Below are 24,878 nucleotides of genomic sequence, written 5' to 3' on the forward strand. Positions count from 1 at the left end.
CTACTGCCTGGTAGCGGCAGTTTCCTGTCGAGCCTCCGGCGGAGGTGCGGGAACCGAAATGGCTTCGGCGTCGAACGCCTGCTTGACGCGTTTGGTGAGATCGATCTGGGTGGCGAAGAAATCCGCCGCCGTGGTCCAGTAGCGCAAGGTGATGGCGACGCTGGCATCGCCCACCGTGGCGACGAAGGCGATCGGCGCCGGCTCTCGCTTGACGCGGCGCTCGCCGCCGGCAACGCCCAGCATGGTTTTCTGCGCCAGGTCGATGTCGTTCCAGGAGCCGATGCTCAGCGTGATGTCTCCGCGGCGCACACCGTTGCGGGTAAAATTGCGCACCGGCTGGTTCCACAGCGTCGAATTGGGCGCCAGCACATAGACGCCGTCTGTCGTGCGGAGCTTGGTGGCGAACAGGCCGATTTCCTCGACGGTGCCGGAAATGGCGCCGACCTCGACATATTCGCCAATGCGGAATGGCCTGAGCGCCAGAAGCATGATGCCTGCGGCGATGTTCTGCAGCGTGCCTTGCAGCGCCAGGCCGATTGCCAGCCCGATGGCGCCGATGGCGGCGATGATCGAGGCCGTCTGAACGCCGAACTGGCCGAGCACCATGATGACCACCAGGATCAGGATGGCGTAGCGCACGATCTTCGAGAAGAAATGGCGCAGCGTCGCGTCGAAACCATGGATATGGCCGAGGCCGGCTGAGATCGATCGTTCTGCGAGCCCGGCGACGAGATAGCCGACGACCAGCAGGATGATGGCGCCGATGGCGGAGAAGGAATAGGAAACGATCAGTGTGCTGAGTTGCGCAAGGCCAGCCTGCACGGTGAGCAGCGTGTTCTGGGGGTCGATTGGCATCAGGAAAATCCGTTTGGGGGGTGTGTCGATAACCCCTGCCGCGGCCATGGGTTCCGATTTTTCTCAAGGCTCCGGAACCGGAAGTCGTGCACTGCGTTCGCGGTGGCAGGGCCTCCCGTCTTGAAACTGCAAGGGAACTCTGCCTATCTATAGGGTGTCACCTGATTTCGTGGGTGATTTGGTTGTTCTTGCTGCGAAAGGAAATACACTGAGAACAGCATTGCGGAAGAAGGCTGACATCATGCCTTCGCCGGCCAGGATCAGCGTAGATGACGCCGTGTCCCGTGCCATCAAGACAGTCCTTGCCAGTCTGGAAGACTCCAAGGCCGAAAATATTGTCTCAATCGACATTCAGCGGAAATCGAGCCTCGGCGACTATATGGTCATCGCGTCGGGCCGGTCACACCGTCATGTCTCGGCTGTCGCCGACCACCTGCTCAAGGCGCTCAAGGATGCCGGTCTCGGCACGGCGCGCGTCGAGGGGCTGTCCGGCGCCGACTGGGTCCTGATCGATTCAGGCGACATCATCGTCCATGTCTTCCGCCCAGAAGTCCGCGAATTCTACAATCTTGAAAAGATGTGGCAGGCGCCGGACCTCGAGGAAGAGACCTTGCACTGAGCTCCGTCTCATGTCGTAACCATCCTGGGTGCGACATGGATTGAAAGCTCGCCGAGGCAGGGATGAAGATAGCAGTTCATGCCGTGGGCCGGATGAAGGCCGGCCCGAGAGAGAGCTCGCCGACCGCTATTTCGAGCGTTTCGCCAAGAGCGGCCCGGCGATCGGGTTCGAATTCTCTGGTGTCGCCGAGATCGCCGAGGGACGAGCCCAGAACCCCAATGAGCGCCGCCGCGAGGAAGGCCAGAAGCTGCAGGCACAGTTGCAGCCGGGCACGGCGCTGTTCCTGCTCGACGAACGCGGCAAGAACCTGTCCTCAGACGATTTCGCCAACCGTATCGGCCAGTTGCGCGATGGCGGACGCAAGGCGTTGGTCATCGCCATTGGCGGCGCCGACGGGCACGACCAGTCGGTTCGCGATCAGGCTGAGCTGATGGTCTCGTTCGGCGCGGCGACCTGGCCGCACCAACTGGTGCGTGTCATGCTGGGCGAGCAGCTCTATCGGGCGGCAACGATTCTTTCGGGACATCCCTACCACCGTTCGTAAATCAGTGGGTCGAGGGTCAATCGTCCGGATTTCCGCCCCAATGCGCGGCTGTTTTGTGCTAGGCTTCGGTTCGATCATGGTTGATGGTTCGTTAACGAAGCCACGCATAGAGTCGGGCTTCAATGGCTGACAACGGGAAATCACGAACGGGCTTCCGGCACGCGCGCTGCGGCATCGCTGCGGCGGTGGTTTTGCTGTCGCTCGGGCTTGCACGGGCCGAAAATACGCTGGACGTGGCGCCCGACCCCGATCTGAGCCGTGCCGAATATGAGAAGGTGTCGGCCGAGATCACGCTGTCGTCCGAACGGCTGGCCAAGCTCGCCGCCGACATTGCTTCGGTCAAGAAGGACCATGCCTCGATCACCGCGGCGCTTATCCAGTCGGCTATGACCGAGCAGAAGCTCGGCCAGGACATCGAGGATATCGGCGCCAGGCTCGAAGGACTGAAGGGCGAGGAACAGAAGATCCGTGTCTCGCTGGCGGCGCGGCGCGACGTGCTGGCCGAGGTGCTGGGGGCGCTGCAGCGCATGGGGCTCAATCCGCCGCCGGCGATCCTGGTCAAGCCGGAAGACGCGCTGTCGTCGGTGCGCAGCGCCATCCTGCTCGGCGCAGTGGTGCCGGAACTGCGCCAGCAGACCGACAAATTGCTGGCCGACCTCAGGGAACAGACCCGGGTGACGGCCTCGATCGAGGCCGAGCGGACGAGGCTGACGGCGGCGGTCGGCGAGCAGACGGCGGAAAAGAAACGCCTCTCCATGCTGCTCGAAGCCAAGCAGAAGCTCGAGGCGGACACCTGGACGGCGATGGCCGCTGAAAAGCAGCGGTCCCAGGCGCTTGCGGCCAAGGCCGGCAGCCTGAAAGAGCTGATCGCTTCGCTTGAAGCCGACAAGAGCCGCAAGGCGGCGGATGCCGTCAAGGCAGGCGAACAGAAAGCGGCCGACAGCGATAAGCCGGACGCCGATAACGCCGATGCAGGCACAACCGCGTCGACGGAGCTGGCTTCGCTGCCCGTGCCGGAAGGCAACCGCCTCACCGCCGCCGCGCCGTTTTCGGCACTTCAGGGACAAGTCTCGCTGCCGGTCACCGGCAAGATCAAGCTGCGTTTCGGGGCCGATGACGGTAACGGCGCGGTGATGCTTGGCGACATGGTTGCGACACAATCGGGAGCCATCGTCACGGCACCGGCGGACGGAAATGTGCTTTATGCGGGGCCTTTTCGCTCCTATGGTCAACTCTTGATCCTCAATGCGGGAGACGGCTATCATGTCGTCCTGGCGGGGATGAGCAGAATCAGCGTCGCGTCTGGCCAGTCGGTGCTCGCAGGAGAGCCGGTCGGCGCGATGGGAGAGGCCCGGGTGGCAAGCACCTCGGCCTCGAAGAATGGAAATGCCACGCCGGAACTCTATGTCGAGTTCCGCAAGGATGGAAACCCGTCGATCCGACCCCATGGTGGGCGGACCGCTTCTCTGGAAGGACGTGAAATGATGCGGAAACTGTCGCTTCTTATTGCCGGTGCGCTGATGGGCGCGTCAGCGATGAGCCTGGTCTATGGCGCGCCCGGCTCGACGGCGAACGCTGCAGGCTCCGAGACCTACAAGCAACTGGCGATCTTCGGCGACATCTTCGAGCGCGTGCGGGCGCAGTATGTGACGCCGCCGGACGACAAGTCGCTGGTCGAAAACGCCATCAACGGCATGCTCACCTCGCTCGATCCGCACTCCTCCTACATGAATGCCGAGCAGGCGCAGGACATGCGCGTGCAGACCAAGGGTGAGTTCGGCGGCCTCGGCATCGAGGTCACCATGGAGAACGACCTGGTCAAGGTGATCACGCCGATCGACGACACCCCGGCTGCCAAGGCAGGCGTGCTGGCCGGCGACTATATCGCCAAGATCGACGGCCAAGAGGTTCGCGGCCTGACGCTCAACGATGCGGTCGAAAAGATGCGCGGCCTGGTCAACACGCCGATCAAGCTGACCATCCTGCGCCAAGGCGCCGACAAGCCGATCGAGTTGACGGTGGTGCGCGACATCATCAAGGTCAAGGCGGTCAAGTTCCGGGTCGAGAACGACATCGGCTACATGAAGATCACCTCCTTCACCGAAAAGACCTATGACGACCTCGAGAACGCCATCGACACCATCAAGAAGCAGGTGCCGAACGACAAGCTCAAGGGCTATGTGCTCGATCTCAGGCTCAACCCGGGCGGCCTGCTCGACCAGGCGGTGAGCGTGTCCGACGCCTTCCTCGACCGTGGCGAGATCGTCTCGACCCGCGGCCGCGACCCGAAGGACGTCACACGCTTCGACGCCAAGGCAGGCGACGACATCGGCGCCAAGCCGCTGATCGTGCTCGTCAATGGCGGTTCGGCCAGCGCCTCCGAGATCGTCGCCGGCGCGCTGCAGGACCTGCGCCGCGCCACAGTGGTCGGCACGCAGTCCTTCGGCAAGGGCTCGGTGCAGACCATCATCCCGCTTGGCGAGAACGGCGCGCTGCGCCTGACGACGGCGCTCTATTACACGCCGTCCGGCAAGTCGATCCAGGGCAAGGGCATCACGCCCGACATCAAGGTCGACCAGCCGCTGCCGCCCGAACTGCAGGGCAGGGACCTGACGCGCGGTGAATCTGACCTCAAGGGCCACATCAAGGGCGCCGACGAGAGCGATACCGGTTCGGGCTCGGCTGCCTATGTGCCGCCGGATCCAAAGGACGATCTGCAGCTGATCTATGCCGAACAGCTGCTGCGCGGCCAGAAGACCGACCCGGCATTCCCGCCGAATCCGGAGAAGGCAGTGCTTAACCAATAAAATCGACTGGTAGCTCTGGCTGCCCAATCGAAGCGATGCAATGCTGCCGGGACCGTGAGGTTCCGGCAGTTTGATTCGGGGGCAGCTGGGCGCTGCGCCTCAAAAGGCGCAGGGGACGCGCCGTCAGTTTTGGATCTGCGCATGGCGAAAAGATTTCGCTGATCACGCGCCCGGGGATGCGGCTTGGCTGACGTCGGCAAGGACATCGAACGCCCGCTCGGACAGACCGTCCGACCGCGTGCTGCGTCGCGCGGGATCAGCGCTGGCGCCGTCGCGGCGACGCTGGTCGTGCTGGCCGCGGTCGGCATCTCCGGCGCGATCGCGCTGCGCGAGAAGCCGTTCCGCAAAACGGAAGCAATCGCGGTCTCGACGCCAAAGGTGACGGCGGCGGCCGAGCCCGCGGCCGCAGCACCCACTGCTCAAGCGACGGCGGCAGCGCCGAAGGCGGAAACGCCCAAGGCCAGCGGTCCGCAGATCATCCATGTGCAAACCCAGGAGGGTGACGGCCCGCCCAATGCAGCCATCGTCATCCATGACCCGTCGACGATCGGCCAGAACCTGAAGATCGCGCATATCCCCGACAGGGCGCTGATCGAGGCCAGCGACACCGGCCCGTTGCCGGTTCGCGCCGCTGACGGCCGGCGGCCGTTCGATGTCTATGCGCGGCCGTGGTCGGGTTCGCGTGGCGCTCGCGTGGCAATCGTCATCGGCGGGCTTGCCGTGTCGCAGACCGGCACGCAGGCGGCGATCGCCAAGCTGCCGGCCGAAGTGACGCTGGCTTTTGCGCCGCAAGGCAACAGCATTAGCCGGTGGATGCAGGCGGCACGGCAGAGCGGGCATGAAGTGGTCATGCAGGTGCCGCTCGAACCGTTCGACTATCCCAATGTCAATCCTGGCCGCAACACGCTGACAGTGGCGGCAAGCCCGGACGAGAATCTGAAGAATCTGCGCTGGGCGCTGTCGCGGACCACCAACTATACCGGCGTCATGAACTATATGGGGGCTCGCTTTTCGGCCGACGCGACGGCGATGGGGCCGTTCATGGCCGAACTCGGCAAGCGCGGCCTTGCCTATGTCGATGACGGCTCGTCCGCACGGAGCCTGGCGTCCGATCTCGCCTTGAAGGACGGTGTGCCGTTCGTCGCCGGCGATACGGCAATCGACGCCGTGCAGGACCGCGGCGCCATCCTGAAAAAGCTCGACGCGCTGGAAGCGACCGCGCGCGCCAAAGGCTCCGCCGTCGGCATCGGCTCGGCCTTCGACCTCACCGTCGATACCGTGGCGTCCTGGGCGGTCGAAGCGAAAAAGCGCGGCATCGAGATCGTGCCGATCTCGGCGGTGGCCATCGACCCGGAAAAAGGCTGATCATGACGAAGAAACCTGTGGACCCCGAGACGCTGCCATACCGCCCCTGTGTCGGGCTGATGATCCTCAATGGCGACGGGCTGGTCTGGGTCGGGCACCGCATCGCCGAGCCGGACAGCGAATTCGCCGGCACCACGCAGCTCTGGCAGATGCCGCAAGGCGGCATCGACGAGGGCGAGGAGCCGCTGCAGGCGGCCGGGCGCGAACTCTATGAAGAGACCGGCATGCGCTCGGTCACGCTGCTCGCCGAGGCGCCGCACTGGATCCATTACGACCTGCCGCCCGATCTGGTCGGCATAGCCCTCAAGGGGCGTTATCGCGGCCAGACGCAGAAATGGTTCGCCTACAGCTTTCACGGCGGGACCAGCGAGATCCAGATCAATCCGCCGCCGGGCGGCCACACCGCCGAATTCGATGAATGGGCATGGCGGCCAATGCAGGACCTGCCCGATCTGATCGTGCCGTTCAAACGCAAGGTCTATGAGGATGTGGTGGCGGCGTTCCGTCATCTTGCCTAGCTGGATGTGACGGTTCGCACGGCAGCTGATTCGTGCTTTATTGATCGCGACACCCGCAGCCACGAGACCCATATGAACGACGCCGGGCAATGGCCTCTTAGCGCAGCGTCTGGGCTGCCCCTCACCTGCCTGCCGACTTTCGTCACTCGAAAAGCCAAGCAGTTGGCTTTTCGTCCGCTTTACGCGGACCGCTCCTCAACTCCCCGTATAGGGCCGGGGAGAAATATCCGGCAGGACAATGAGGGGCAGCGCCGACTTCAGCGGGTCTGCAATGCATAAAGCCAAAGATACGATCAGCGAAGCGGCGGCCGGCGCCATTCTCACCATCGATCTCGGCGCGGTCAGGGAGAATTACCGGCGGCTCAAGGCAAAGCTCGGCGGCGTACGCTGCGCCGGCGTCGTCAAGGCCGACGGTTACGGGCTCGGCGCGCGGCAAGTGGCGGCGGCACTGGTTGCCGAAGGCTGCGACAGCTTCTTTGTCGCTCATCTCACCGAGGGTGTCGCGCTGCGCGACGCACTCGGACCGAAGCTGGAAATCCATGTGCTGAACGGCCTGCCGCCGGGCTCGGAACCCGAAGCGGTGGCCGCCGACCTTGTTCCCGTCATCAACAGCACCGGGCAACTGAAGGCGTGGAGCGAGGCAGGCCAAAAGGCCGGCCGCAAGCTCAAGGCCGCCATCCAGGTCGACAGCGGCATGTCGCGGCTGGGCATGGCGCCGGCAGAGGTCGAGGCGCTTTCGGCCGATGCTTTCGCCGGCGTCGATGTCGTCCTCGCCATGAGCCATCTGGCCCGCGCCGACGAACCGACCAATGCGGCCAATGATGCGCAACTCAGGGAGTTCGAACGGCTGCGCAAAATGCTGCCCAAGGCGCCGGCGTCGCTCGACAATTCCTCCGGCATCTTTCTTGGGCCGCGCTATCAGTACGACCTCGCGCGTCCGGGCGCTGCGCTCTACGGCATCAATCCGACGCCTGATGAGGCGAACCCGATGCTGCCGGTGGTGCGGCTCGAGGCAAAGATCATCCAGACACGCGGCATCGATAAGGGCGCGGGCGTCGGCTACGGACATGCGTTTCTGGCCAGCGGTCCCTTGCGCGCGGCCACGATCTCGCTCGGCTATGCCGATGGCTGGCACCGGCGCGCGGCTTCGGCTGCCTGGCTCGACGGCGTGCGACTGCCCTTTGTCGGGCGGGTGTCGATGGATTCGATCATCCTCGACATCTCGGCCCTGCCGGCCGGCCGGCTGCGCGAGGGCGACCTTGTCGAACTCCTGGGCCCCTCGCAGAGCGTCGATGACGCCGCCGGTCATGCCGGCACGATCGGTTATGAAATCCTGACCAGTCTCGGCCCCCGCTTCCACCGCCGCTATATCAACGAATAGAGCCGCGACACGCCGCCCCTTGGCGGACGCCGCAGAATCCGGCAGACAGGAGGCGGCGGCCCTCTGACGGAAGTCGTCGTGGAGAGTGATGCGATGAAGATCTTCGTGTTGGGCGGCGGCGTTATCGGGGTCACCACTGCCTATTATCTCGCTGAGGCCGGCCACGAGGTGACGGTGTTCGACCGCCAGAAAGGGCCGGCGCTGGAAACCAGCTTCGCCAATGCCGGCGAGATCTCGCCGGGGTATGCTTCGCCCTGGGCCGGCCCCGGCATTCCGCTGAAGGCAATCAAGTGGCTGTTGATGAAGCACGGCCCGCTGGTGGTGCGGCCGGCCTTCGATCCGTATATGTGGACATGGCTCATCAAGATGCTGCGCAATTGCACCGCGGATCGCTACGCCATCAACAAGGCGCGCATGGTGCCGCTCGCCGAATACAGCCGCGACACGCTGAAGGCGCTGCGCGAGGCGACCGGCATCGCTTATGATGAGCGGACCAAGGGCACGCTGCAGCTGTTTCGCACGCAAAAGCAGCTCGACGGCACCGGCGGCGATGTCGAGGTGCTGAAGAAATATGGCGTTCCCTACGAGTTGCTCGATCCCGAAGGCTGCATTGGGGCCGAGCCGGCGCTGGCCGGCGTGCGGGAAAAGTTTGTCGGCGGGCTGAGATTGCCCGGCGACGAAACTGGCGACTGCAAGATGTTCACCGATCGGCTGGCCGAGCTCTGCGTGGCGCGCGGCGTCACGTTCGAGTACGGCACGCAGATCCGGCGCTTCTCCAAGAACCGCAATCGCATCGTCAGCGTCGGCACCGACCAGCGCTCGCGCGCGGCCGACGCTTATGTGCTGGCGCTGGGCAGCTATTCGGCGCGCTTCATGCGCCTGCTCAGGCGCCCGATCCCGGTCTATCCGGTCAAGGGCTATTCGATCACCGTTCCTATCAAGGACGCGGTCGCCGCCCCGGTGTCGACGGTGATGGACGAAACCTACAAGGTGGCGATCACCAGGCTCGGCGACCGCATCCGCGTCGGCGGCACGGCGGAGATTTCCGGCTTCGATCTCAGGCTGCATGAATCGCGCCGGCGCACCCTCGAACATTCGGTCGGCGATCTGTTCCCGGATGGCGGCGACCTCAAGGCGGCGTCCTTCTGGTGCGGGCTGCGGCCGATGACGCCGGACGGGCCGCCGCTGGTCGGCCGCACCGAGTTCTCCAACCTCTATCTCAACACCGGGCACGGCACGCTTGGCTGGACGATGGCCTGCGGCTCGGCCAAGGTGCTGTCCGACATCATCTCCAGCAAGGTGCCTGATATCGATGTGCGGGAGTTAGGACCGGAGCGGTATTTGAGGTAGGGGTGCTTTTTAAAGCTCGCGGGCCAGCACCCCCTCTGTCCTACCGGACAGAGGGGGTGTAAAGGATCGCTACAGAACGGCATTCCTTCAGCCTCGCCAGCCCTTCAAAACGCCTCCTTCACCCAACCCTTCGAGAACAGCCATCGGTAGGCCCACGGTATCGTCACCTCGGTCGATACCTGGTTCGAATGGGCGACATAGTCGTCATAGACCGGCTGCATCCTGGCGTAGAAGGCAGGGTCGAGCACCGTCATGCCGTTCTCCAGATCGTGGAAGAAACTGCGGTTGTTGAGATTGACCGACGAGATCGTCACCAGCCTTTCGTCGATCATCATGATCTTGGAGTGCAGCACGACATCGGGCGCCTTGAATTCGCGGATGTTGATGCGGTCGCCATATTTCTCGACGAACAGCTTGTTGAGCGCGGTCAGCAGCTTGCCGCCAATATCGCCCTTGAGGTCGATGCGGCCGACAATGTCGATCCTGACGCCGCGCGCCAGCGCCCGCTCGATGGCCAGGCTGAGCTTCGGCGTCAGATTAAGGTAGGGATTGACGATCTCGATATGGTGCCGGGCAGTGTCGATCAGCTCGACGAAATAGGTCTCGAGCGCATGGTTGTCCTCGTAGGGCACGGAAATGAAATGGCGCACCGTGCCCGGCGGGCGCCGGCTGTCGGAGCGCACCGGAATGGAGAAGGGTCTTGCGATGTTGGTGTCGGCGTCGCGCAGCCACAATGTTGAGAGATGCGCGGCCAGCGTCTCGACCGTGGCCGGGTCGGCAAACTCGATGTCGAAATCGCTCCAGTTCGAATAGTAGTTGAGCGAGAGGCCGTCGGTCTTGCCGTATTGCTCTAGGTTCGGATAGCGCGACAGGTCGATTGGCTTGTGGAAGAGGAAGCCGTCATGAATGTTGCGGCCGCCGATGATGACGCGCGAGCGGGCGGGATCCTCGGCAAGTGTCGCCAGCATCTTGACGTGATGGGTCTTGTGCAGCTGTGACAGTTGCTCGTCGACCGGCGCGCCGTGGTCGGCCCGCCAACGATATTCCTGCAACTCGACATTGGGATAATCGGCCGCCAGCCGGTGCAGCAGGGCATCGTCCTTGTCGCGCTCCAGCACGTCTGTGACCATGATGCGCACTTTGGTGCCGAGGGCTGCGTGATGGCGGATCAGCCGCTCGATGACGCGGCCGGAAAAATCGGCCTTGAACTCCAGCGACGACAGATAGACCAGCTTGAGTTTCGGCGCGCGCGAGAAATCGAGCGGCAGTTCGGGGTCGGCCTTGTCGAAGGCGCTGTCGGGTAAAGGCGCGCCGAGCAGCGCTTCGACCTTGGCGTTAAAGCCGTCGCGCGACTTGCGTAACAGGCGCGGTGACCCGAGCGGCAGCGAACAGCTCTGCGACAGCCAGCGGCCGGCGTAAAAGACGCTGGCAAGCTTATCCAGGCGGGATGGATCGGGCACTGGACAACGCTCGTAGCGGCTGTCGAGCGCGGCTATCGCCGGATAGGCAACCTCTTCGCGCAGGATGGTGAGCGGGGCGCCTGCCGGCGCCAGACTGGAGCTGAGCTTGAGGCTGCAACGGTTCAAACCATCGCTGGGGAACAGGCTGGCGGTTTGCCCGGCCGACAGGCGGAGGCGGAAGGCGGCACCGCTCGCCACGCTGCGCGAGCCACCGCCGGCGCGAATCGCCAGCGCCCCGTCGCAGGCGCCAGATATCTCAACCGGCTGCTTTCCCGCCTGGCGCATCACGATCTCGATCGAGCGCGCCTGCAGGCCGGAAAAGCTGAACGTCTTTGGCGCGGAGGGCCGCGCGGCGGCGTTGACATAGAGCGTCTGCCGCGACACGCGCCAACGGCCGTTGAAATGGCCTTCGCCGGTGCCCCTACCTGCCGGCATCTGTTCGGCGCTAACCGGCTTCGCCAGCTGTTCCAGCGTCCGGTAGGTGGCCTGGAAATCGCGGTTGGCGATGGCGTGGCGGTCATGGCCGAACGGACCGGTGCCGTTCGCCCTGTCGATGGCGCCGATCTGGTTGTGGGCGAGCAGCGCCAGGAACTGCCTTTCATAGTCGCTGGCACCGGCATCGCCGAAAAACGCTGCTGCTGCAGTCTGCGGTCCGGGCGTGCCGGCCGATACCGACGGCCGGCCGCAATCCTTCGCATCGGGGAAGAAATCGCAGCTGTGCCGGATCGGGGCGGCGCAACCGACAAGGGCCGCCAGCCCCAGCCCGGCCAGAGCCAGGCAGATGGCGCGGTTCATCCCGTGGCCCCGTTCATCGTCTTCAGCTCAGCCGGGTCGCGCGGCGGCATAAAGCCTTGCGGAAAGACCTTGCAGACGGGAAGTGCGAAAGTGGCGATCAAAAGCTCGGCCTCGCCGCGCACCTTTTTCGGCGCTGTCTTGTCATCACGGATCGCCTTTGCCGAGGCGACGAGCGCGCCGTCGCAGTCGCAATGATTATGGCGCGCGATGTAGCAGGCGTCATGGATTTGGCAGGCGCTGTCGAGGCGATTGACAGGGCGAGCCGAGAGGTCGCCGGTGCGGGTGCCGGGACCGCAGTAATTGCCGAAGACGAAAGGCGACGGGCGGGCCATTGCGATGCGGACCGGCTTGGGCAGTTCGGCTTCCGGAACTGCGGTCCATGGATTGGCGCAGGCGGAAAGCGCGACAAGCGGCAAGATGGCGAGCACCGCTCGCATTTTGATCCGCACCAGCTTTGCAAAAAAGTGTCCCACCCGGCGCAGCCAATCCCTAATGATAGGCGACATCGCGCTTGTTGCCACACTGGCCGATTTTGTGGCGAAGGCAAGGCGGCGCGGCCATCAGACAAACAGCCCGCGCTCTCTCTCGACCGCCTTGGTGATGAAGTTGGCGACGATCTGCACGCGGCGCAGCGGCCGGACCGATTCATGATAGACCAGCCAGTAGGCGCGGCGGATCGGCGTCACGATGTCGACGGGGATCAGCTCCGGCATCGAGCGGGCGACAAAGGTGTGCAAGATGCCGATGCCAGCGCCCGACCGCACCGCTTCGGCCTGGCCCAGCGCTGAGGAGATGGCGAAGCTGGTGCGCCAGTCCGGGCTGAACTCTGCCGCATAGTCGAGCGACGGGCTGACGATCAGGTCTGGGACATAGCCGATCAGCGTATGCTGGCCGAGTTCGGCAGCGGTTTCGGGTAAGCCGTGCGCCTGCGCATAGGCGCGCGAGGCAAACAGGCCGAGTGTGTAGTCGACCAGCTTTCCCGCCACCAGCCTGCCTTCGCTCGGCCGCTCGACGGTGATGGCGATGTCGGCCTCGCGCCGCGACAGCGAGAAGGAGCGCGGCACCGGCACCAGTTGGATGGTGAGTTCGCGGTGCAGCGCGGTCAGCGCGCCAAGACGCGTGGCGAGGAATGCGACGCCAAACCCGTCGGGCGCGCCGATGCGCACGGTGCCTGAGATATCGTCGCCTTCGCCCGACACGGCGGAGCGCGCGGCGATCATGTCGGCTTCCATGCGCTCGGCAATGTCGAGAAAGCGCTGGCCGGCCGGCGTCAGCTCGCTGCCGGTGGTAAGCCGGCGAAACAGTTTTGTCCGTAACGCATCCTCAAGCGCTGCGATGCGGCGCGAGACGGTGGCGTGATTGAGTTCCAGCCGCTTGGCGGCGCCAAGGATCTGCCCGGCGCGGGCCACGGCGAGGAAGATGCGGACGTCATCCCAGTTCATGGGGGTGGTCCGGGCTAGCGGCGAACGCGGCGTTCCCGCCCACCCCCTCTGGCCTGCCGGCCATCTCCTCCGCAAGGAGGGAGATTGGCAGCTCCGCCACCTGCGTCTCTTTTGCTGCGTTGAAGATTTGCGAAGGCGGCGGCCACATCTGATCTCCCCCCTTGCGGGGGAGATGTCCGGCAGGACAGAGGGGGGTGTGACGGAGCGCAACCTTCGGGCCTTTCAGCAATCTGTAATTTGCGGCAATTAATGCACACTCGTCCTTCGTTGTCTATTTCTTGCACAACGGTTGCGTTTCCCCTCGCGTTGCCTTCGCGCCTGCAAAGGCGTTGAATGCTTCATCACAAACTCAGGGAGAGAAACCATGATCGAATACGGTCATTTCATCGGCGGCAAGCATGTCGCCGGGACCAGCGGGCGCAAGCAGGACGTCATGCAGCCCATGGACGGCTCGGTGCGCGGCACGGTGGCGCTGGCGTCGCCGGCGGAACTGCGTGCGGCTGTGCTGAACGCCAAGGAAGCACAGATCAAATGGGCTGCGACCAACCCGCAGCGGCGTGTGCGCGTGCTGATGAAGTTTCTTGAACTGGTTGCTCGCGACTATGACGAACTGGCCGATCTCCTGGCGCGCGAGCACGGCAAGACCATCGCCGACGCCAAGGGCGACATCCAGCGCGGCCTCGAAGTGGTCGAAGTCTGCATCGGTGCGCCTCACATGATGAAGGGCGAGTTCACCGACGGCGCCGGCCCCGGCATCGATGTCTATTCGATGCGCCAGCCGCTTGGCGTCGTTGCCGGCATCACCCCGTTCAATTTCCCGGCGATGATCCCGTTGTGGAAGATTGCCCCGGCGCTGGCCTGCGGCAACGCCTTTATCCTGAAGCCTTCCGAGCGTGACCCTGGCGTGCCGATGCGCATCGCCGAACTGTTCCTCGAGGCTGGCCTGCCGGCTGGCGTTCTCAACGTCGTCAATGGCGACAAGGATGTCGTCGACGCCATCCTCGACGATCCTGATATCAAGGCTATCGGCTTTGTCGGCTCGACGCCGATCGCGCATTACATCTACTCGCGCGGCACGGCCGCGGGAAAACGCGTGCAGTGCTTCGGCGGCGCCAAGAACCACATGATCATCATGCCCGATGCCGACATGGACCAGACCGTCGACGCGCTGATCGGCGCGGGCTACGGCTCGGCCGGCGAGCGCTGCATGGCGATCTCGGTTGCCGTTCCCGTCGGCAACGACACCGCCAACCGGCTGATGGAAAAGCTGATCCCGCGTGTCGAAAGCCTCAAGGTCGGCCCGTCGACGGATTCGTCCGCCGATTTCGGCCCGCTGGTGACGGCGCAGGCATTGGAACGCGTCAAGGGTTATGTCGACACCGGCGTCAAGGAAGGCGCCAAGCTGGTCGTCGATGGCCGCGGCTTCTCCATGCAGGGCTACGAGGATGGCTACTATATGGGCGGCTGCCTGTTCGACAATGTGACCGCCGACATGCGCATCTACAAGGAAGAGATTTTTGGCCCGGTGCTGTCGGTGGTGCGTGCGCCGACCTATGAGAGCGCCATCAAGCTAGCCAACGATCATGAGATGGGCAATGGCGTCGCCATCTTCACCCGTGACGGTGATGCTGCTCGTGATTTTGCTTCGCGCGTCCAGGTCGGCATGGTCGGCATCAACGTGCCGATCCCGGTTCCGATCGCTTACTACACGTTCGGCGGCTGGAAGGCGTCGTCCTTCGGCGACCTCAACCAGCACGGCCCGGACGCGTTCCGCTTCTACACCAAGACCAAGACGGTGACCTCGCGCTGGCCCTCCGGCGTCAAGGACGGTGCCGAGTTCGTCATCCCGACGATGAACTGACCGGACGATTTCGAAGATCGGCAAGAAGGCCTGGGTTCAACGTCCTGGGCCTTTCTTTGTACGAAACCGACATTGGCCATCACGTTAAAGCGATGGAACCAAGAGCCTGTCATCTGCCTTAAATTGCATTCCTGCCGTGGTGCAGGCCATCAAAATAGCGCCGGTTGCAGCCGGGGTTCTCGTCTGGCGCAAGGAGGTGTCAGATGACACGACGTCTTGTGGCGGCGATGTTCTTTGCGGTGTTCGCGATGTCCGGCATCGCCCAGGCCAAAGCCGATCAATGCGCGGCGCGGACCGACCTGGTCAAGGCGCTCGGCGAGAAGTTCCACGAAAGCCAAGCCGCACGTGGCCTGGTGAACCCGAATGTGGTGCTTGAGATCTTCGTCTCCGACCAGGGCACCTGGACCATCCTGGCCACCGACACACGCGGCCAAAGCTGCATCATCACGGCTGGCGAAGGCTGGGACGGGGCGGCTATGGCAGCAGTCTTGCCGGGCACCTGATAAAGACCGGTCGGAAGTCTGGAGCAGAGACGGAGTTCAGCGTGTGGCGGCCACTTCGGCATGGCCGCGCAGCAGTGCCATAAGGCGTTTGGCGTCCTTGGCGGCAGCCTCTTCGTCACCGGCCAGGATCGAGCGGATTAGCGCGACGTGGTGTTCGGCCGATTCGGCCAGTCCTGTGTCGGCCTTGTAGCGGAACCAGAAGCGGCGGCTGTGGGTCTGCAGGGGCGCGGCCAGACGGGCCGCAAACGGGTTGTCGGCGGCCATCGCCAAGGCCTCGTCGAGCGCCTTGTCGGCCTGGATGAAGGCCAGCACATTGCCCGAGATGACGGCCTTCTGCATGGCAAGGGCTGCCTCATGAAACAGGTCGGCGGCCTCACGGGTGACGAAGCGGGCGGCCGAGCGCGCCAGCACCACCTCGACACCGCGCCTGGCATCCAGCACGCGCAGCCAGTCGCCGGGATGCAGCGGGGCAATGGCGATGCCGGCGCGTGGCCTGACATCCAGCAGTCCTTCCCAGGCGAGGCGCTGGATCGCTTCGCGCACCGGCGTGCGTCCTAGCGCCAGCTTTTCGATCAGCGCGCCTTCCGTCACGAAGCTCGCCGGCGCCAGTTCCAGCGTCACGATCATATGCTCGAGTACATGGTAGGCCTTGGCGGCGGCCGGCTCGGGGTATGCTGTCTCACTGAATATCAAAGGTGGGCTCCTGATATATCTTCCATATATCACAACGGATTCCGCATTGACAGCCGGTTTTCCAACAGATATACGCCTGATATATCAGATGGAGAGACGATCATGTGGACCGGAGTTTTCCCCGCCGTCACGACCAAATTCACCGAAGACGACCGCCTCGACCATGCCGAAATGGAGCGCTGCTTTGCGTTGCAGATGGAGGCAGGCTGCGACGGTATCATCGTCTGCGGTTCGCTCGGCGAAGGGCCGATGCTGTCGCATGACGAGAAGATCGAGGTGCTGAAGACTGCCCAGAAAGTTGCCGGCAGCAAGCCGGTTCTGCTGACGGTCAACGAGGCAGGCACCCGGGAGGCGGCGAGCATCGCAAAGCGCGCGAGCCGGGAAGGCGCCAACGGGCTGATGGTGGTGCCGAGCCCGATCTATCACACCAACCCGGAAGAGACGGTCGCCGCCTTGCGCGCCGTCGCTCAGGCCGGCGACCTGCCGGTGATGATCTACTCCAACCGCCTCGCCTACCGCGTCGACGTTACCGTCGGCCAGATGGAAGAACTGGCCGCCGACAAGCGCTTCGTCGCCATCAAGGAGTCCTCCGACGACATCCGCCGCTCGACAGAGATCATCAACCGCTTCGGCGACCGCTACGATCTGTTCACCGGCGTCGACAATCTCGCCTTCGAGGCGCTGTCGGTGGGCGCCATCGGCTGGGTGGCGGGTCTGGTCGTCGCCTTCCCGCGCGAGACAGTCGCCATCTACCAGTTGATGAAGCAGGGCCGCCGCGAGGAGGCGCTTTCGATCTATCGCTGGTTCCGGCCGCTGCTCGATCTCGATGTCTCGACCTATCTGGTCCAAAACATCAAGCTTGCCGAAGTGCTCGCGATCGACACAAATGACCGCGTGCGCATGCCGCGCCAGCCGCTGTCGGGCGAGCGCCGCAAAGCGATCGAGAAGATCGTCAAGGACGCGCTGGCGGTACGGCCGAAGCTGCCGCAGTTCTGAAGGCTTTCTTCTCCCCGTGCACGTGCACGGGGAGAAGATGGCGGCAGCCAGATGAGGGGCAGCGCCGACGTGCAAGGAAATTCCAGGGACACAGAGGAGGGCCGCCGCCCCTCATCCGCCCTTAGGGCCCCTTCTCCCCGTGAACGGGGAGAGAGGGTAGATATCGCCATTGTCGGTGGCGGCATTGTCGGCATCTGCGCGGCGGCCATGCTGGCCGAGGCCGGGCGCAGCGTCACGGTCTTCGACCGCACCGGCATCTGCAAGGAGACGAGCTCCGGCAATGCCGCCGCCTTCGCCTTCTCCGACGTGCTGCCGCTGGCGCATAAGGGCATGATGCGGCACTTGCCGAAATGGCTTGCCGATCCGCTCGGGCCACTCAGCATCCCGCCGGCCTACTTGCCGAAGCTGTTGCCTTGGCTGTTGCGCTTCTGGCGCGCTGGCGCACCAGAAAAATATGAGGCGAGCCTTGCTGCTCAGGCAGGCATGATGAAGCTCGCCGAGGCTGAATGGATGGGCCTGCTCGACCGTTCCGGCACGCGGCTGATGCTGCGCGAGGACGGCTCGCTGGAGCTTTATGAAAGCGAGGCCGAATTTCAGGCCGGGCTGCCGGGCTGGGCGGCGCGCGAGCGCTTCGGCATCGGCTTTCGCCATGTCGAAGGCGACGAACTGGCGCGGCTGCAGCCGGGACTGTCGCCGCGCTTCATCAAGGGCACCTTCGTGCCGGGCTGGAAGACCGTCGCCGATCCGAAACTGCTCGGCAAGGGGGTGTGGGCCTATGCCGAAAGGCTGGGCGCGCGTTTCGAAAAGGCGCGCATAGAGCGCGTCGCCGCCAATCCTGATGGCGCGACGCTGACGCTGACGGACGGCACGACCAGGCAGGCAAGACATCTTGTCGTGGCCGCCGGGGCATGGTCGCATCTGCTGACGAAGGCGCTTGGCGACACCATCCCGCTCGAAACCGAGCGCGGCTACAACACGACACTGCCGAAGACCGCTTTCGACGTGCAGCGGATGCTGATCTTTTCCGGCCATGGCTTCGTCATCACGCCACTCGAGACGGGCTTGCGCGTCGGCGGCGCCGTCGAGTTGGGCGGTCTCGACCGGCCGCCGAATTTTGCGCGCTCGAAGGCCATGCTGGAAAAAGCCAGACAGTTCCTTCCGGGGCTGGACGCGTCAGGCGGCCGCGAGTGGATGGGCTATCGCCCGTCGCTGCCGGATTCGCTGCCGGTGATCGGCACGGCGCGAACCGCGCCCAACGTTGTCTACGCCTTCGGCCATGGCCATCTCGGCCTGACCCAGGCGGCGGCCACCGGCCGCTTGATCCGCAATCTTGTTCTCGGGCAAACTTCGCCGATCGATCTTGCTCCCTTCAGCCCGCAACGGTTTTGAGTTCGAGGAAATCATGGCCAAAAAATCCTTCTTTTGCATCGACGGCCATACCTGCGGCAATCCGGTGCGGCTGGTCGCCGGCGGCGGCCCTTTGCTTCAGGGGTCGACGATGATGGAGCGGCGGGCGCATTTCCTGGCGGAGTATGACTGGATCCGCACCGGGCTGATGTTCGAGCCGCGCGGCCACGATGTCATGTCGGGCTCGATCCTCTATCCGCCGACGCGCGAGGATTGCGACATAGCCATCCTGTTCATCGAGACGTCGGGCTGCCTGCCGATGTGCGGCCACGGCACGATCGGCACGGTGACGATGGCCATCGAACATGGGCTGATCAAGCCGAAGACACCCGGCGTGCTCCGGCTCGACACACCGGCCGGGCTGGTTATCGCCGAATACAAACAAGTCGGCGACTATGTCGAGGAGGTGCGCATCACGAATGTGCCGTCCTTCCTTTATGCCGAGGGACTGACGGTCGACTGCCCGCAGCTTGGCGAGATCACTGTCGATGTCGCCTATGGCGGCAATTTCTACGCAATCGTCGAGCCGCAGGCGAATTTTCGCGACATCGCTGATTATTCCGCCAGCGATTTCATCGCCTGGAGCCCCGTGGTGCGGCAGCGGCTCAACGAGAAGTACTCGTTCGTGCATCCGGAAAACCCCGGCATCAACCGGCTGTCCCACATGCTGTGGACGGGCAAGCCGACGGTAGCGGGCGCGGATGCGCGCAACGCCGTCTTCTATGGCGACAAGGCCATCGACCGTTCACCTTGCGGCACCGGCACCTCGGCGCGCATGGCGCAGCTTCATGCCAAGGGAAAGCTCAAGGCAGGCGACAGCTTCGTCCATGAATCGATCATCGGTTCGCTGTTCGAGGGCAAGGTCGAAAAGGACGTCACCGTCGCCGGCAAGCCGGCCATCATTCCCTCGATCGGCGGCTGGGCGCGGATGACCGGCCTGAACACCATCTTCATCGACGACCGCGATCCGTTCGCGCACGGTTTTGTGGTTAAGTGATACGGTAGGCTGCCGATCATCCACCGAGACCCAAGACTTGGACCCAGAGCGGGACCTCTTGGCGAAACCAGTCAGCGAAAGGTTAGCGCGTTGGGCGAGGCATCCACCGCCATAGTCGGGAAGTAACCCATGTTGCAGCTGGTCAGTACGGAATGTGGCTAAAAAACGAAGCCCGCCAACAACGCAAAGATTCGTCTCATCACCTAATTTTGACCGGGATTTCTTCGAAATGAGGTCGCTGGTCCAGCTGAATCGTCAAAGACATTGCGTTATGCCAATGATAGGGTCCGCGATAGTCCAGGGGTCGGGAGCAAAAAAACGGGCAATCGGAAGGCGTGCCGGCAAAACACGCTCGACGTTTGAAAAATCACGTTGCAATCCGGGCTCGAAACTTTACGACTAGGGGAAATACGAAAAGGAATGCGTCTGCATGGGCGACATTCCAGGGGAGCCATGTACACATGCAGTACTTTGTCCAGCAGCTTATCAATGGGCTGACGCTGGGATCGATCTATGGGCTGATCGCAATCGGCTACACGATGGTCTACGGCATCATCGGCATGATCAACTTCGCCCACGGCGACATTTTCATGGTCGGGGCATTCGCCGCCCTCGTCGTCTTCCTCATCCTCGGCTCCTTGTTCTATTCGGTGCCGGTCGTCCTGGCGCTGCTGATCATGATGATCGTGGCGATGCTGCTCACCAGCCTCTACAACTGGACGATCGAGAAGGTGGCGTACCGGCCGCTGCGCGGTTCGTTCCGGCTGGCGCCGCTGATCACCGCCATAGGCATGTCGATCGCGCTGTCGAACTTCATCCAGGTGACGCAGGGCCCGCGCAACAAGCCGATCCCGCCGATGGTCAGCCAGGTCTACAACATCAACGGCATCAGCGTGTCGCTGAAGCAGATCATCATCGTCGTCGTCACCGCCCTGCTGCTGGCGCTGTTCTGGTACCTGGTCAACAGGACTTCCCTCGGCCGGGCGCAAAGGGCGTGCGAGCAGGACCGCAAGATGGCGGCGCTGCTCGGTGTCGATGTCGACCGTACGATCTCGATCACCTTTATCATGGGTGCAGCGCTTGCGGCCGTCGCGGGCACGTTGTTCCTGATGTATTACGGCGTCATCGCCTTTTCCGACGGCTTTGTGCCGGGGGTCAAGGCCTTCACCGCGGCCGTTCTCGGCGGCATCGGGTCTCTGCCGGGCGCGGTGCTTGGCGGGCTTTTGATCGGCTTCATCGAGAGCATGTGGTCGGCGTATTTCTCGATCGACTACAAGGACGTCGCGGCGTTCTCGATCCTGGCGATCGTGCTGATCTTCCTGCCTTCCGGCATTTTGGGCCGGCCAGAAGTCGAAAAGGTCTGAGACAATGGCGGTTTCCGTATCCTCGGAGCGCGACACCGTCGCCTCCCCCGTGCAGCGTGCATTGCGCGAAGCGTTCTATGCCGGCGCCATCTCGCTGGGGTTGTTCATTCTCTTCATCGGCCTGAAGACCGACCAGAACATAAGCAACCAGCTGATCCTGGTGCAGCGCTGGTTGCTGCTCATCACCGTGGTCGTGCTGACCATGCTTGGCCGCTTCTTCTACATTGCATATGGCCAGCCGTTCATGGCCAATCAGAAGATCACCAATGTCGCCACCGGCCTGTTGCCGGCGAGCGTCGCGTCGCGCTTCTTCCTGCTTCCGGCCTTCATCGTCGCCGTCGTGCTGGCGGTTGTCCTGGTTGCGTTCGGCAGCGCCCTGCCGGTGTTGGTGGGACCCGATCTGGCCGGCTACCTTCAGTTCCTGCGCGCATTGGCCGTCATTTACGCGCTCGCTTGCGTGATCTTCTATTTCCGCTCCTTCATCCACGCCAATTTCACCAAGCTCGGGATTGCGGCGCTGGTGCTATACCCGATCCTCGTCGTCGTGGTGCTGTCGATCTACGCGTGGTCGATAACCGGCGGCCTGCAGGGCTCGTTGAAGTGGGTCGACAATTTCGGCATCCAGATCCTGATCTATGTGATGCTGGCCTGGGGGCTGAACATCGTCGTCGGCCTCGCCGGCCTGCTCGATCTCGGCTACGTCGCCTTTTACGCGGTCGGCGCCTATGCCTATGCGTTGCTCGGTTCGCAATACGGCCTGTCGTTCTGGATCCTGCTGCCCGCCGCCGGCGCCATGGCCGCCTTCTGGGGCGTTATGCTCGGCTTTCCGGTGCTCAGGCTTCGTGGCGATTACCTGGCGATCGTGACGCTGGCCTTCGGCGAGATCATCCGCCTGGTGCTGATCAACTGGCGTGAAGTCACCAACGGCTCGGCCGGCATCTCCGGCATCCCGAAGGTCACCTTCTTCGGCCTGATGACGTTTAATTCGACCGACCCGAACTATATCGGCAAGGTGCTGCACATCGCCCAGTCAAGCGCCTACTACAAGATCTTCCTCTACTATCTCATTCTCGGGCTGGCGCTGCTGACCGCCTTCGTCACCATCAGGCTCAGGCGCATGCCTGTCGGCCGCGCCTGGGAGGCGCTGCGCGAGGACGAGATTGCCTGCCGCTCGCTTGGCATCAACACCACCACCACCAAGCTCACCGCCTTTGCCACCGGCGCCATGTTCGGCGGTTTTGCCGGCGCCTTCTTCGCCGCACGGCAAGGCTTCGTCAGCCCTGAATCCTTCGTCTTCCTCGAATCGGCGATCATCCTGGCCATCGTGGTGCTCGGCGGCATGGGCTCGCTGGTCGGCATCGCGGTCGCCGCGCTGGTGATGATCGGCGGCACCGAGGCGCTGCGCGAACTCGATTTCCTGAAAAGTGTCTTCGGAAAAGATTTCACCCCGGAGCTTTACCGCATGCTTTTGTTCGGCATGGCGATGGTCATCGTCATGCTGTGGAAGCCGCGCGGCTTTGTCGGCAGCCGTGAACCGACGGCATTCCTCAGTGAACGAAAAGCGGTCTCCGCCTCCTTCACCAAGGAAGGGCACGGCTGATGAGCGCGACCTCCATTCAGAAGACCAATCCGGGTATGAAAGACGCCATCCTCCAGGTCGAGCATCTTTCGATGAAGTTCGGCGGCCTGATCGCCATCGGCGACCTGTCGTTCCAGGCCAAGCGCGGCGAGATCACCGCTCTGATCGGACCCAATGGCGCCGGCAAGACCACCGTCTTCAATTGCATCACCGGCTTCTACAAGCCGTCGGAAGGCATGATTACGCTCAACCGGGCCGACGGCTCGAGCTTCCTGCTCGAACGGCTGCCCAATCATGAGATCCCGGCGCGCGCCAAGGTGGCGCGCACCTTCCAGAACATCCGCCTGTTCTCGGGCATGACGCTGCTGGAGAATCTGCTGGTTGCCCAGCACAACAAGCTGATGAAGGCATCCGGCTACACGATCCTGGGCCTGTTCGGGATCGGCGGCTACCGCAGAGCCTCGGCTGAATCGGTGGAGCTTGCCAAGCACTGGCTGGAGAAGGCCGACCTTGTCGATCGCGCCGACGATCCGGCCGGCGACCTGCCCTATGGCGCGCAGCGGCGCCTCGAGATTGCGCGCGCCATGTGCACTGGGCCCGAACTTCTGTGCCTCGACGAGCCTGCGGCCGGTCTCAATCCGAAGGAGTCGGCTGCGCTGAATTCGCTGCTGATGGACATCAAGAGCAGTACCTCGATCCTGCTGATCGAACATGACATGTCGGTGGTCATGCAGATTTCCGACCATGTCGTGGTGCTTGAATATGGCCGCAAGATTTCCGACGGCAGCCCGCAATCGGTGCGTACCGACCCGCGCGTCATCGCCGCCTATCTCGGCGTCGACGACGAGGAGGTCGAGACGGTGCTGACCGAGGTCGGCGATGAAGACGTCATCGAGCAGCTGGACATCGGGCCGGATTCGGCTCACGGACCAGGCACATCGTCTTCCTATCTCGCCGGCCCGGTAAGCGACACGATCGGCCACAGCCAGGGCGAGCGGGTCACAGTGTCGAAGGGAGCTTCAAAGGCCACCCAATACGATACAAGAGCCAACTCCGCGCCAAGAGCACCGTCCGAGCGTCTAACGGCCAAGTCCAAACCGGCGGCCACCAAATCCCCGACAGGCAAGCCGCGCGGAGGGCGTAAGTGATGGCCGAGACAACGCTGCTCGACATCAAGGGCGTCGAGACCTACTACGGCAACATCAAGGCGCTGAACGGCGTCGATGTCCACGTCAACCAGGGCGAGATCGTCGCGCTGATCGGCGCCAACGGCGCCGGCAAGTCGACGCTGATGATGACCATCTTCGGTGCGCCGCGCGCTCGTGCCGGCTCAATCACTTTCGCCGGCACCGACATCACCCAGATGCCGACGCACGAGATCGCCCGCATGCGCATTGCGCAGTCGCCGGAAGGCAGGCGCATTTTCCCGCGCATGACGGTGATGGAAAACCTGCAGATGGGCGCTGGTCTCGACAATCTCAAGCACTATGACGAAGATGCTGAGAAGGTGTTCGCGCTGTTCCCGCGCCTCAAGGAGCGCATTGCCCAGCGCGGCGGCACGCTGTCGGGCGGTGAGCAGCAGATGCTGTCGATCGGACGTGCGCTGATGGCGCGGCCTAAGCTGCTGTTGCTCGACGAGCCGTCGCTGGGTCTGGCGCCGCTGATCGTCAAGCAGATCTTCGATGCCATCCGCGAGCTGAACCGCACGCAAGGGCTGACCGTGTTCCTGGTCGAGCAGAACGCCTTCGGTGCGCTCAAGCTCGCCACGCGCGGCTATGTCATGGTCAACGGCAACGTGACCATGAGCGGCACAGGCAAGGAATTGCTCGCCAATCCGGAAGTGCGGGCGGCCTATCTCGAAGGCGGCCATCACTGATTTTGGAGCGGAATGTATGCATACGGTATTCCGCTCCAACTTGTTTGTTTGTCGCATGACCTTTGTCCGAAAAGTCTGCAACTTTTCGGGATCATGCTAGGGAGTCTTCATCATGCAAGGCATTCTTCACGAGGAACCTTCCATCTGGCAGTTCTTCTTCGTCACCTGTCTGCTCGGCGGCTGGGCGGCATGGATGACCGGCAAGGCCAGCGCCCAGACATGGCGCAGCCTGCCGGCGCTGTTCGCCTATCTGCTGGGCCTCGGCATCGGCATCAGGTTCATCCATCATGCCTTGTTCGGCGGCACGATGTTTTCGCTACAATACTATGTCGTGGACACAATCGTGCTCATGATATTGGGGTTTGTCGGCTATCAATACACGCGTACGAACCAGATGGTGACGCAGTATAATTGGCTTTACGAACGGGCTTCGATCTTAAGCTGGAAACCGAAAGGTTGACGTTCA

20 protein-coding genes and 3 pseudogenes are annotated in these 24,878 nt (G+C 63.4%); 18 read left to right on the forward strand and 5 right to left on the reverse strand.

The window, feature by feature from the left end; all coding sequences use genetic code 11:
* Positions 1-855 (reverse strand): mechanosensitive ion channel family protein, encoded by an 855-nt coding sequence (locus NL532_RS05445; RefSeq protein ID WP_023736854.1) that lies wholly within the window; start codon positions 853-855, stop codon positions 1-3.
* Between the two features lie 241 nt (positions 856-1,096).
* Here NL532_RS05445 and rsfS point away from each other — a divergent pair, with 241 nt between their 5' ends.
* The 8 genes and pseudogenes from rsfS (at position 1,097) to NL532_RS05485 (ending at position 9,439) form a co-directional block, all read left to right on the forward strand.
* On the forward strand, positions 1,097-1,474 hold the full coding sequence (rsfS, locus tag NL532_RS05450; RefSeq protein ID WP_023668698.1) for a ribosome silencing factor: 378 nt from the start codon (positions 1,097-1,099) through the stop codon (positions 1,472-1,474).
* A gap of 62 nt (positions 1,475-1,536) precedes the next feature.
* A pseudogene (gene rlmH, locus NL532_RS05455) lies at positions 1,537-2,018 on the forward strand (23S rRNA (pseudouridine(1915)-N(3))-methyltransferase RlmH).
* A gap of 122 nt (positions 2,019-2,140) precedes the next feature.
* Positions 2,141-3,498, forward strand: a pseudogene (locus tag NL532_RS05460) (murein hydrolase activator EnvC family protein).
* 1 nt (position 3,499) lies between these two features.
* The gene (locus NL532_RS05465) at positions 3,500-4,825 is read left to right on the forward strand and encodes a S41 family peptidase (protein WP_023668701.1); all 1,326 of its coding nucleotides are present in this window, start codon (positions 3,500-3,502) and stop codon (positions 4,823-4,825) included.
* 183 nt (positions 4,826-5,008) lie between these two features.
* Positions 5,009-6,190: a divergent polysaccharide deacetylase family protein gene (locus NL532_RS05470; protein WP_023829300.1), complete on the forward strand. Its 1,182-nt coding sequence runs from the start codon at positions 5,009-5,011 to the stop codon at positions 6,188-6,190.
* 2 nt (positions 6,191-6,192) lie between these two features.
* Positions 6,193-6,708, forward strand: a complete 516-nt coding sequence (locus tag NL532_RS05475; RefSeq protein ID WP_023829299.1) for an RNA pyrophosphohydrolase — start codon at positions 6,193-6,195, stop codon at positions 6,706-6,708.
* Positions 6,709-6,979: 271 nt separating this feature from the next.
* Positions 6,980-8,089: an alanine racemase gene (gene alr / locus NL532_RS05480; protein ID WP_031203235.1), complete on the forward strand. Its 1,110-nt coding sequence runs from the start codon at positions 6,980-6,982 to the stop codon at positions 8,087-8,089.
* Between the two features lie 93 nt (positions 8,090-8,182).
* Positions 8,183-9,439 (forward strand): D-amino acid dehydrogenase, encoded by a 1,257-nt coding sequence (locus NL532_RS05485; RefSeq protein WP_023668705.1) that lies wholly within the window; start codon positions 8,183-8,185, stop codon positions 9,437-9,439.
* A 104-nt stretch (positions 9,440-9,543) separates the two neighbouring features.
* On the opposite strand, the gene NL532_RS05490 is transcribed toward NL532_RS05485, so the two are convergent.
* The 3 genes from NL532_RS05490 to NL532_RS05500 all read right to left on the reverse strand — a co-directional run bounded on the left by NL532_RS05490 (position 9,544) and on the right by NL532_RS05500 (position 13,136).
* Entirely contained in the window at positions 9,544-11,694 is a 2,151-nt protein-coding gene (locus NL532_RS05490) for a phospholipase D-like domain-containing protein (protein ID WP_023829297.1), read from the reverse strand.
* A complete protein-coding gene (locus NL532_RS05495; protein WP_023693154.1) occupies positions 11,691-12,131 on the reverse strand; it encodes a phospholipase A2 family protein in 441 nt (146 codons plus the stop codon). The genes NL532_RS05490 and NL532_RS05495 overlap by 4 nt, the downstream gene beginning before the upstream one ends.
* Positions 12,132-12,254: 123 nt before the next feature.
* A complete protein-coding gene (locus NL532_RS05500; RefSeq protein WP_023693153.1) occupies positions 12,255-13,136 on the reverse strand; it encodes a LysR family transcriptional regulator in 882 nt (293 codons plus the stop codon).
* Between the two features lie 364 nt (positions 13,137-13,500).
* Here NL532_RS05500 and NL532_RS05505 point away from each other — a divergent pair, with 364 nt between their 5' ends.
* Positions 13,501-14,997, forward strand: a complete 1,497-nt coding sequence (locus tag NL532_RS05505) for a CoA-acylating methylmalonate-semialdehyde dehydrogenase (protein WP_023684131.1) — start codon at positions 13,501-13,503, stop codon at positions 14,995-14,997.
* 203 nt (positions 14,998-15,200) lie between these two features.
* Positions 15,201-15,500 (forward strand): hypothetical protein, encoded by a 300-nt coding sequence (locus NL532_RS05510; protein ID WP_023728657.1) that lies wholly within the window; start codon positions 15,201-15,203, stop codon positions 15,498-15,500.
* Between the two features lie 36 nt (positions 15,501-15,536).
* On the opposite strand, the gene NL532_RS05515 is transcribed toward NL532_RS05510, so the two are convergent.
* Positions 15,537-16,226: a GntR family transcriptional regulator gene (locus tag NL532_RS05515; RefSeq protein ID WP_196813863.1), complete on the reverse strand. Its 690-nt coding sequence runs from the start codon at positions 16,224-16,226 to the stop codon at positions 15,537-15,539.
* A 69-nt stretch (positions 16,227-16,295) separates the two neighbouring features.
* Here NL532_RS05515 and NL532_RS05520 point away from each other — a divergent pair, with 69 nt between their 5' ends.
* From NL532_RS05520 to NL532_RS05555, 8 genes and pseudogenes are all read left to right on the forward strand, one after another.
* Positions 16,296-17,189 carry a dihydrodipicolinate synthase family protein gene (locus NL532_RS05520; protein ID WP_023698414.1) on the forward strand — a complete coding sequence of 298 codons (894 nt, stop codon included), beginning with the start codon at positions 16,296-16,298 and terminating at the stop codon, positions 17,187-17,189.
* 51 nt (positions 17,190-17,240) lie between these two features.
* Complete coding sequence (locus NL532_RS05525) at positions 17,241-18,578, forward strand: NAD(P)/FAD-dependent oxidoreductase (protein ID WP_031197165.1); 1,338 nt, start codon at positions 17,241-17,243, stop codon at positions 18,576-18,578.
* 13 nt (positions 18,579-18,591) lie between these two features.
* Positions 18,592-19,593 carry a 4-hydroxyproline epimerase gene (locus tag NL532_RS05530; RefSeq protein WP_023829296.1) on the forward strand — a complete coding sequence of 334 codons (1,002 nt, stop codon included), beginning with the start codon at positions 18,592-18,594 and terminating at the stop codon, positions 19,591-19,593.
* Between the two features lie 461 nt (positions 19,594-20,054).
* Positions 20,055-20,957 carry a branched-chain amino acid ABC transporter permease gene (locus NL532_RS05535; RefSeq protein WP_023668715.1) on the forward strand — a complete coding sequence of 301 codons (903 nt, stop codon included), beginning with the start codon at positions 20,055-20,057 and terminating at the stop codon, positions 20,955-20,957.
* A gap of 4 nt (positions 20,958-20,961) precedes the next feature.
* The gene (gene livM, locus NL532_RS05540; protein ID WP_023829295.1) at positions 20,962-22,557 is read left to right on the forward strand and encodes a high-affinity branched-chain amino acid ABC transporter permease LivM; all 1,596 of its coding nucleotides are present in this window, start codon (positions 20,962-20,964) and stop codon (positions 22,555-22,557) included.
* Positions 22,557-23,663: pseudogene (locus NL532_RS05545) on the forward strand (ABC transporter ATP-binding protein); the annotation flags it as partial. The gene livM and the pseudogene NL532_RS05545, both read left to right, overlap by 1 nt.
* Positions 23,664-23,683: 20 nt before the next feature.
* Positions 23,684-24,412, forward strand: a complete 729-nt coding sequence (locus NL532_RS05550; protein WP_023668718.1) for an ABC transporter ATP-binding protein — start codon at positions 23,684-23,686, stop codon at positions 24,410-24,412.
* Between the two features lie 112 nt (positions 24,413-24,524).
* A complete protein-coding gene (locus NL532_RS05555; RefSeq protein WP_023668719.1) occupies positions 24,525-24,872 on the forward strand; it encodes a DUF6867 family protein in 348 nt (115 codons plus the stop codon).
* The last annotated feature ends 6 nt before the right edge of the window (positions 24,873-24,878 follow it).

The sequence above is a fragment of the Mesorhizobium sp. C120A genome (assembly GCF_030323105.1).
Lineage (GTDB): Bacteria > Pseudomonadota > Alphaproteobacteria > Rhizobiales > Rhizobiaceae > Mesorhizobium.

Bases quoted from the DNA above. Each gene is read 5' to 3' on its own strand.
- NL532_RS05495 (WP_023693154.1), bottom strand. From the start codon at position 12,131: ATGCGAGCGGTGCTCGCCATCTTGCCGCTTGTCGCGCTTTCCGCCTGC.
- NL532_RS05555 (WP_023668719.1), top strand. From the start codon at position 24,525: ATGCAAGGCATTCTTCACGAGGAACCTTCCATCTGGCAGTTCTTCTTC.
- livM (WP_023829295.1), top strand. From the start codon at position 20,962: ATGGCGGTTTCCGTATCCTCGGAGCGCGACACCGTCGCCTCCCCCGTG.
- NL532_RS05520 (WP_023698414.1), top strand. From the start codon at position 16,296: ATGTGGACCGGAGTTTTCCCCGCCGTCACGACCAAATTCACCGAAGAC.
- rsfS (WP_023668698.1), top strand. From the start codon at position 1,097: ATGCCTTCGCCGGCCAGGATCAGCGTAGATGACGCCGTGTCCCGTGCC.
- NL532_RS05530 (WP_023829296.1), top strand. From the start codon at position 18,592: ATGGCCAAAAAATCCTTCTTTTGCATCGACGGCCATACCTGCGGCAAT.
- NL532_RS05550 (WP_023668718.1), top strand. From the start codon at position 23,684: ATGGCCGAGACAACGCTGCTCGACATCAAGGGCGTCGAGACCTACTAC.
- NL532_RS05535 (WP_023668715.1), top strand. From the start codon at position 20,055: ATGCAGTACTTTGTCCAGCAGCTTATCAATGGGCTGACGCTGGGATCG.
- NL532_RS05475 (WP_023829299.1), top strand. From the start codon at position 6,193: ATGACGAAGAAACCTGTGGACCCCGAGACGCTGCCATACCGCCCCTGT.
- NL532_RS05500 (WP_023693153.1), bottom strand. From the start codon at position 13,136: ATGAACTGGGATGACGTCCGCATCTTCCTCGCCGTGGCCCGCGCCGGG.
- NL532_RS05485 (WP_023668705.1), top strand. From the start codon at position 8,183: ATGAAGATCTTCGTGTTGGGCGGCGGCGTTATCGGGGTCACCACTGCC.
- NL532_RS05490 (WP_023829297.1), bottom strand. From the start codon at position 11,694: ATGAACCGCGCCATCTGCCTGGCTCTGGCCGGGCTGGGGCTGGCGGCC.
- NL532_RS05510 (WP_023728657.1), top strand. From the start codon at position 15,201: ATGACACGACGTCTTGTGGCGGCGATGTTCTTTGCGGTGTTCGCGATG.
- NL532_RS05465 (WP_023668701.1), top strand. From the start codon at position 3,500: ATGATGCGGAAACTGTCGCTTCTTATTGCCGGTGCGCTGATGGGCGCG.
- NL532_RS05525 (WP_031197165.1), top strand. From the start codon at position 17,241: ATGAGGGGCAGCGCCGACGTGCAAGGAAATTCCAGGGACACAGAGGAG.
- alr (WP_031203235.1), top strand. From the start codon at position 6,980: ATGCATAAAGCCAAAGATACGATCAGCGAAGCGGCGGCCGGCGCCATT.
- NL532_RS05505 (WP_023684131.1), top strand. From the start codon at position 13,501: ATGATCGAATACGGTCATTTCATCGGCGGCAAGCATGTCGCCGGGACC.
- NL532_RS05445 (WP_023736854.1), bottom strand. From the start codon at position 855: ATGCCAATCGACCCCCAGAACACGCTGCTCACCGTGCAGGCTGGCCTT.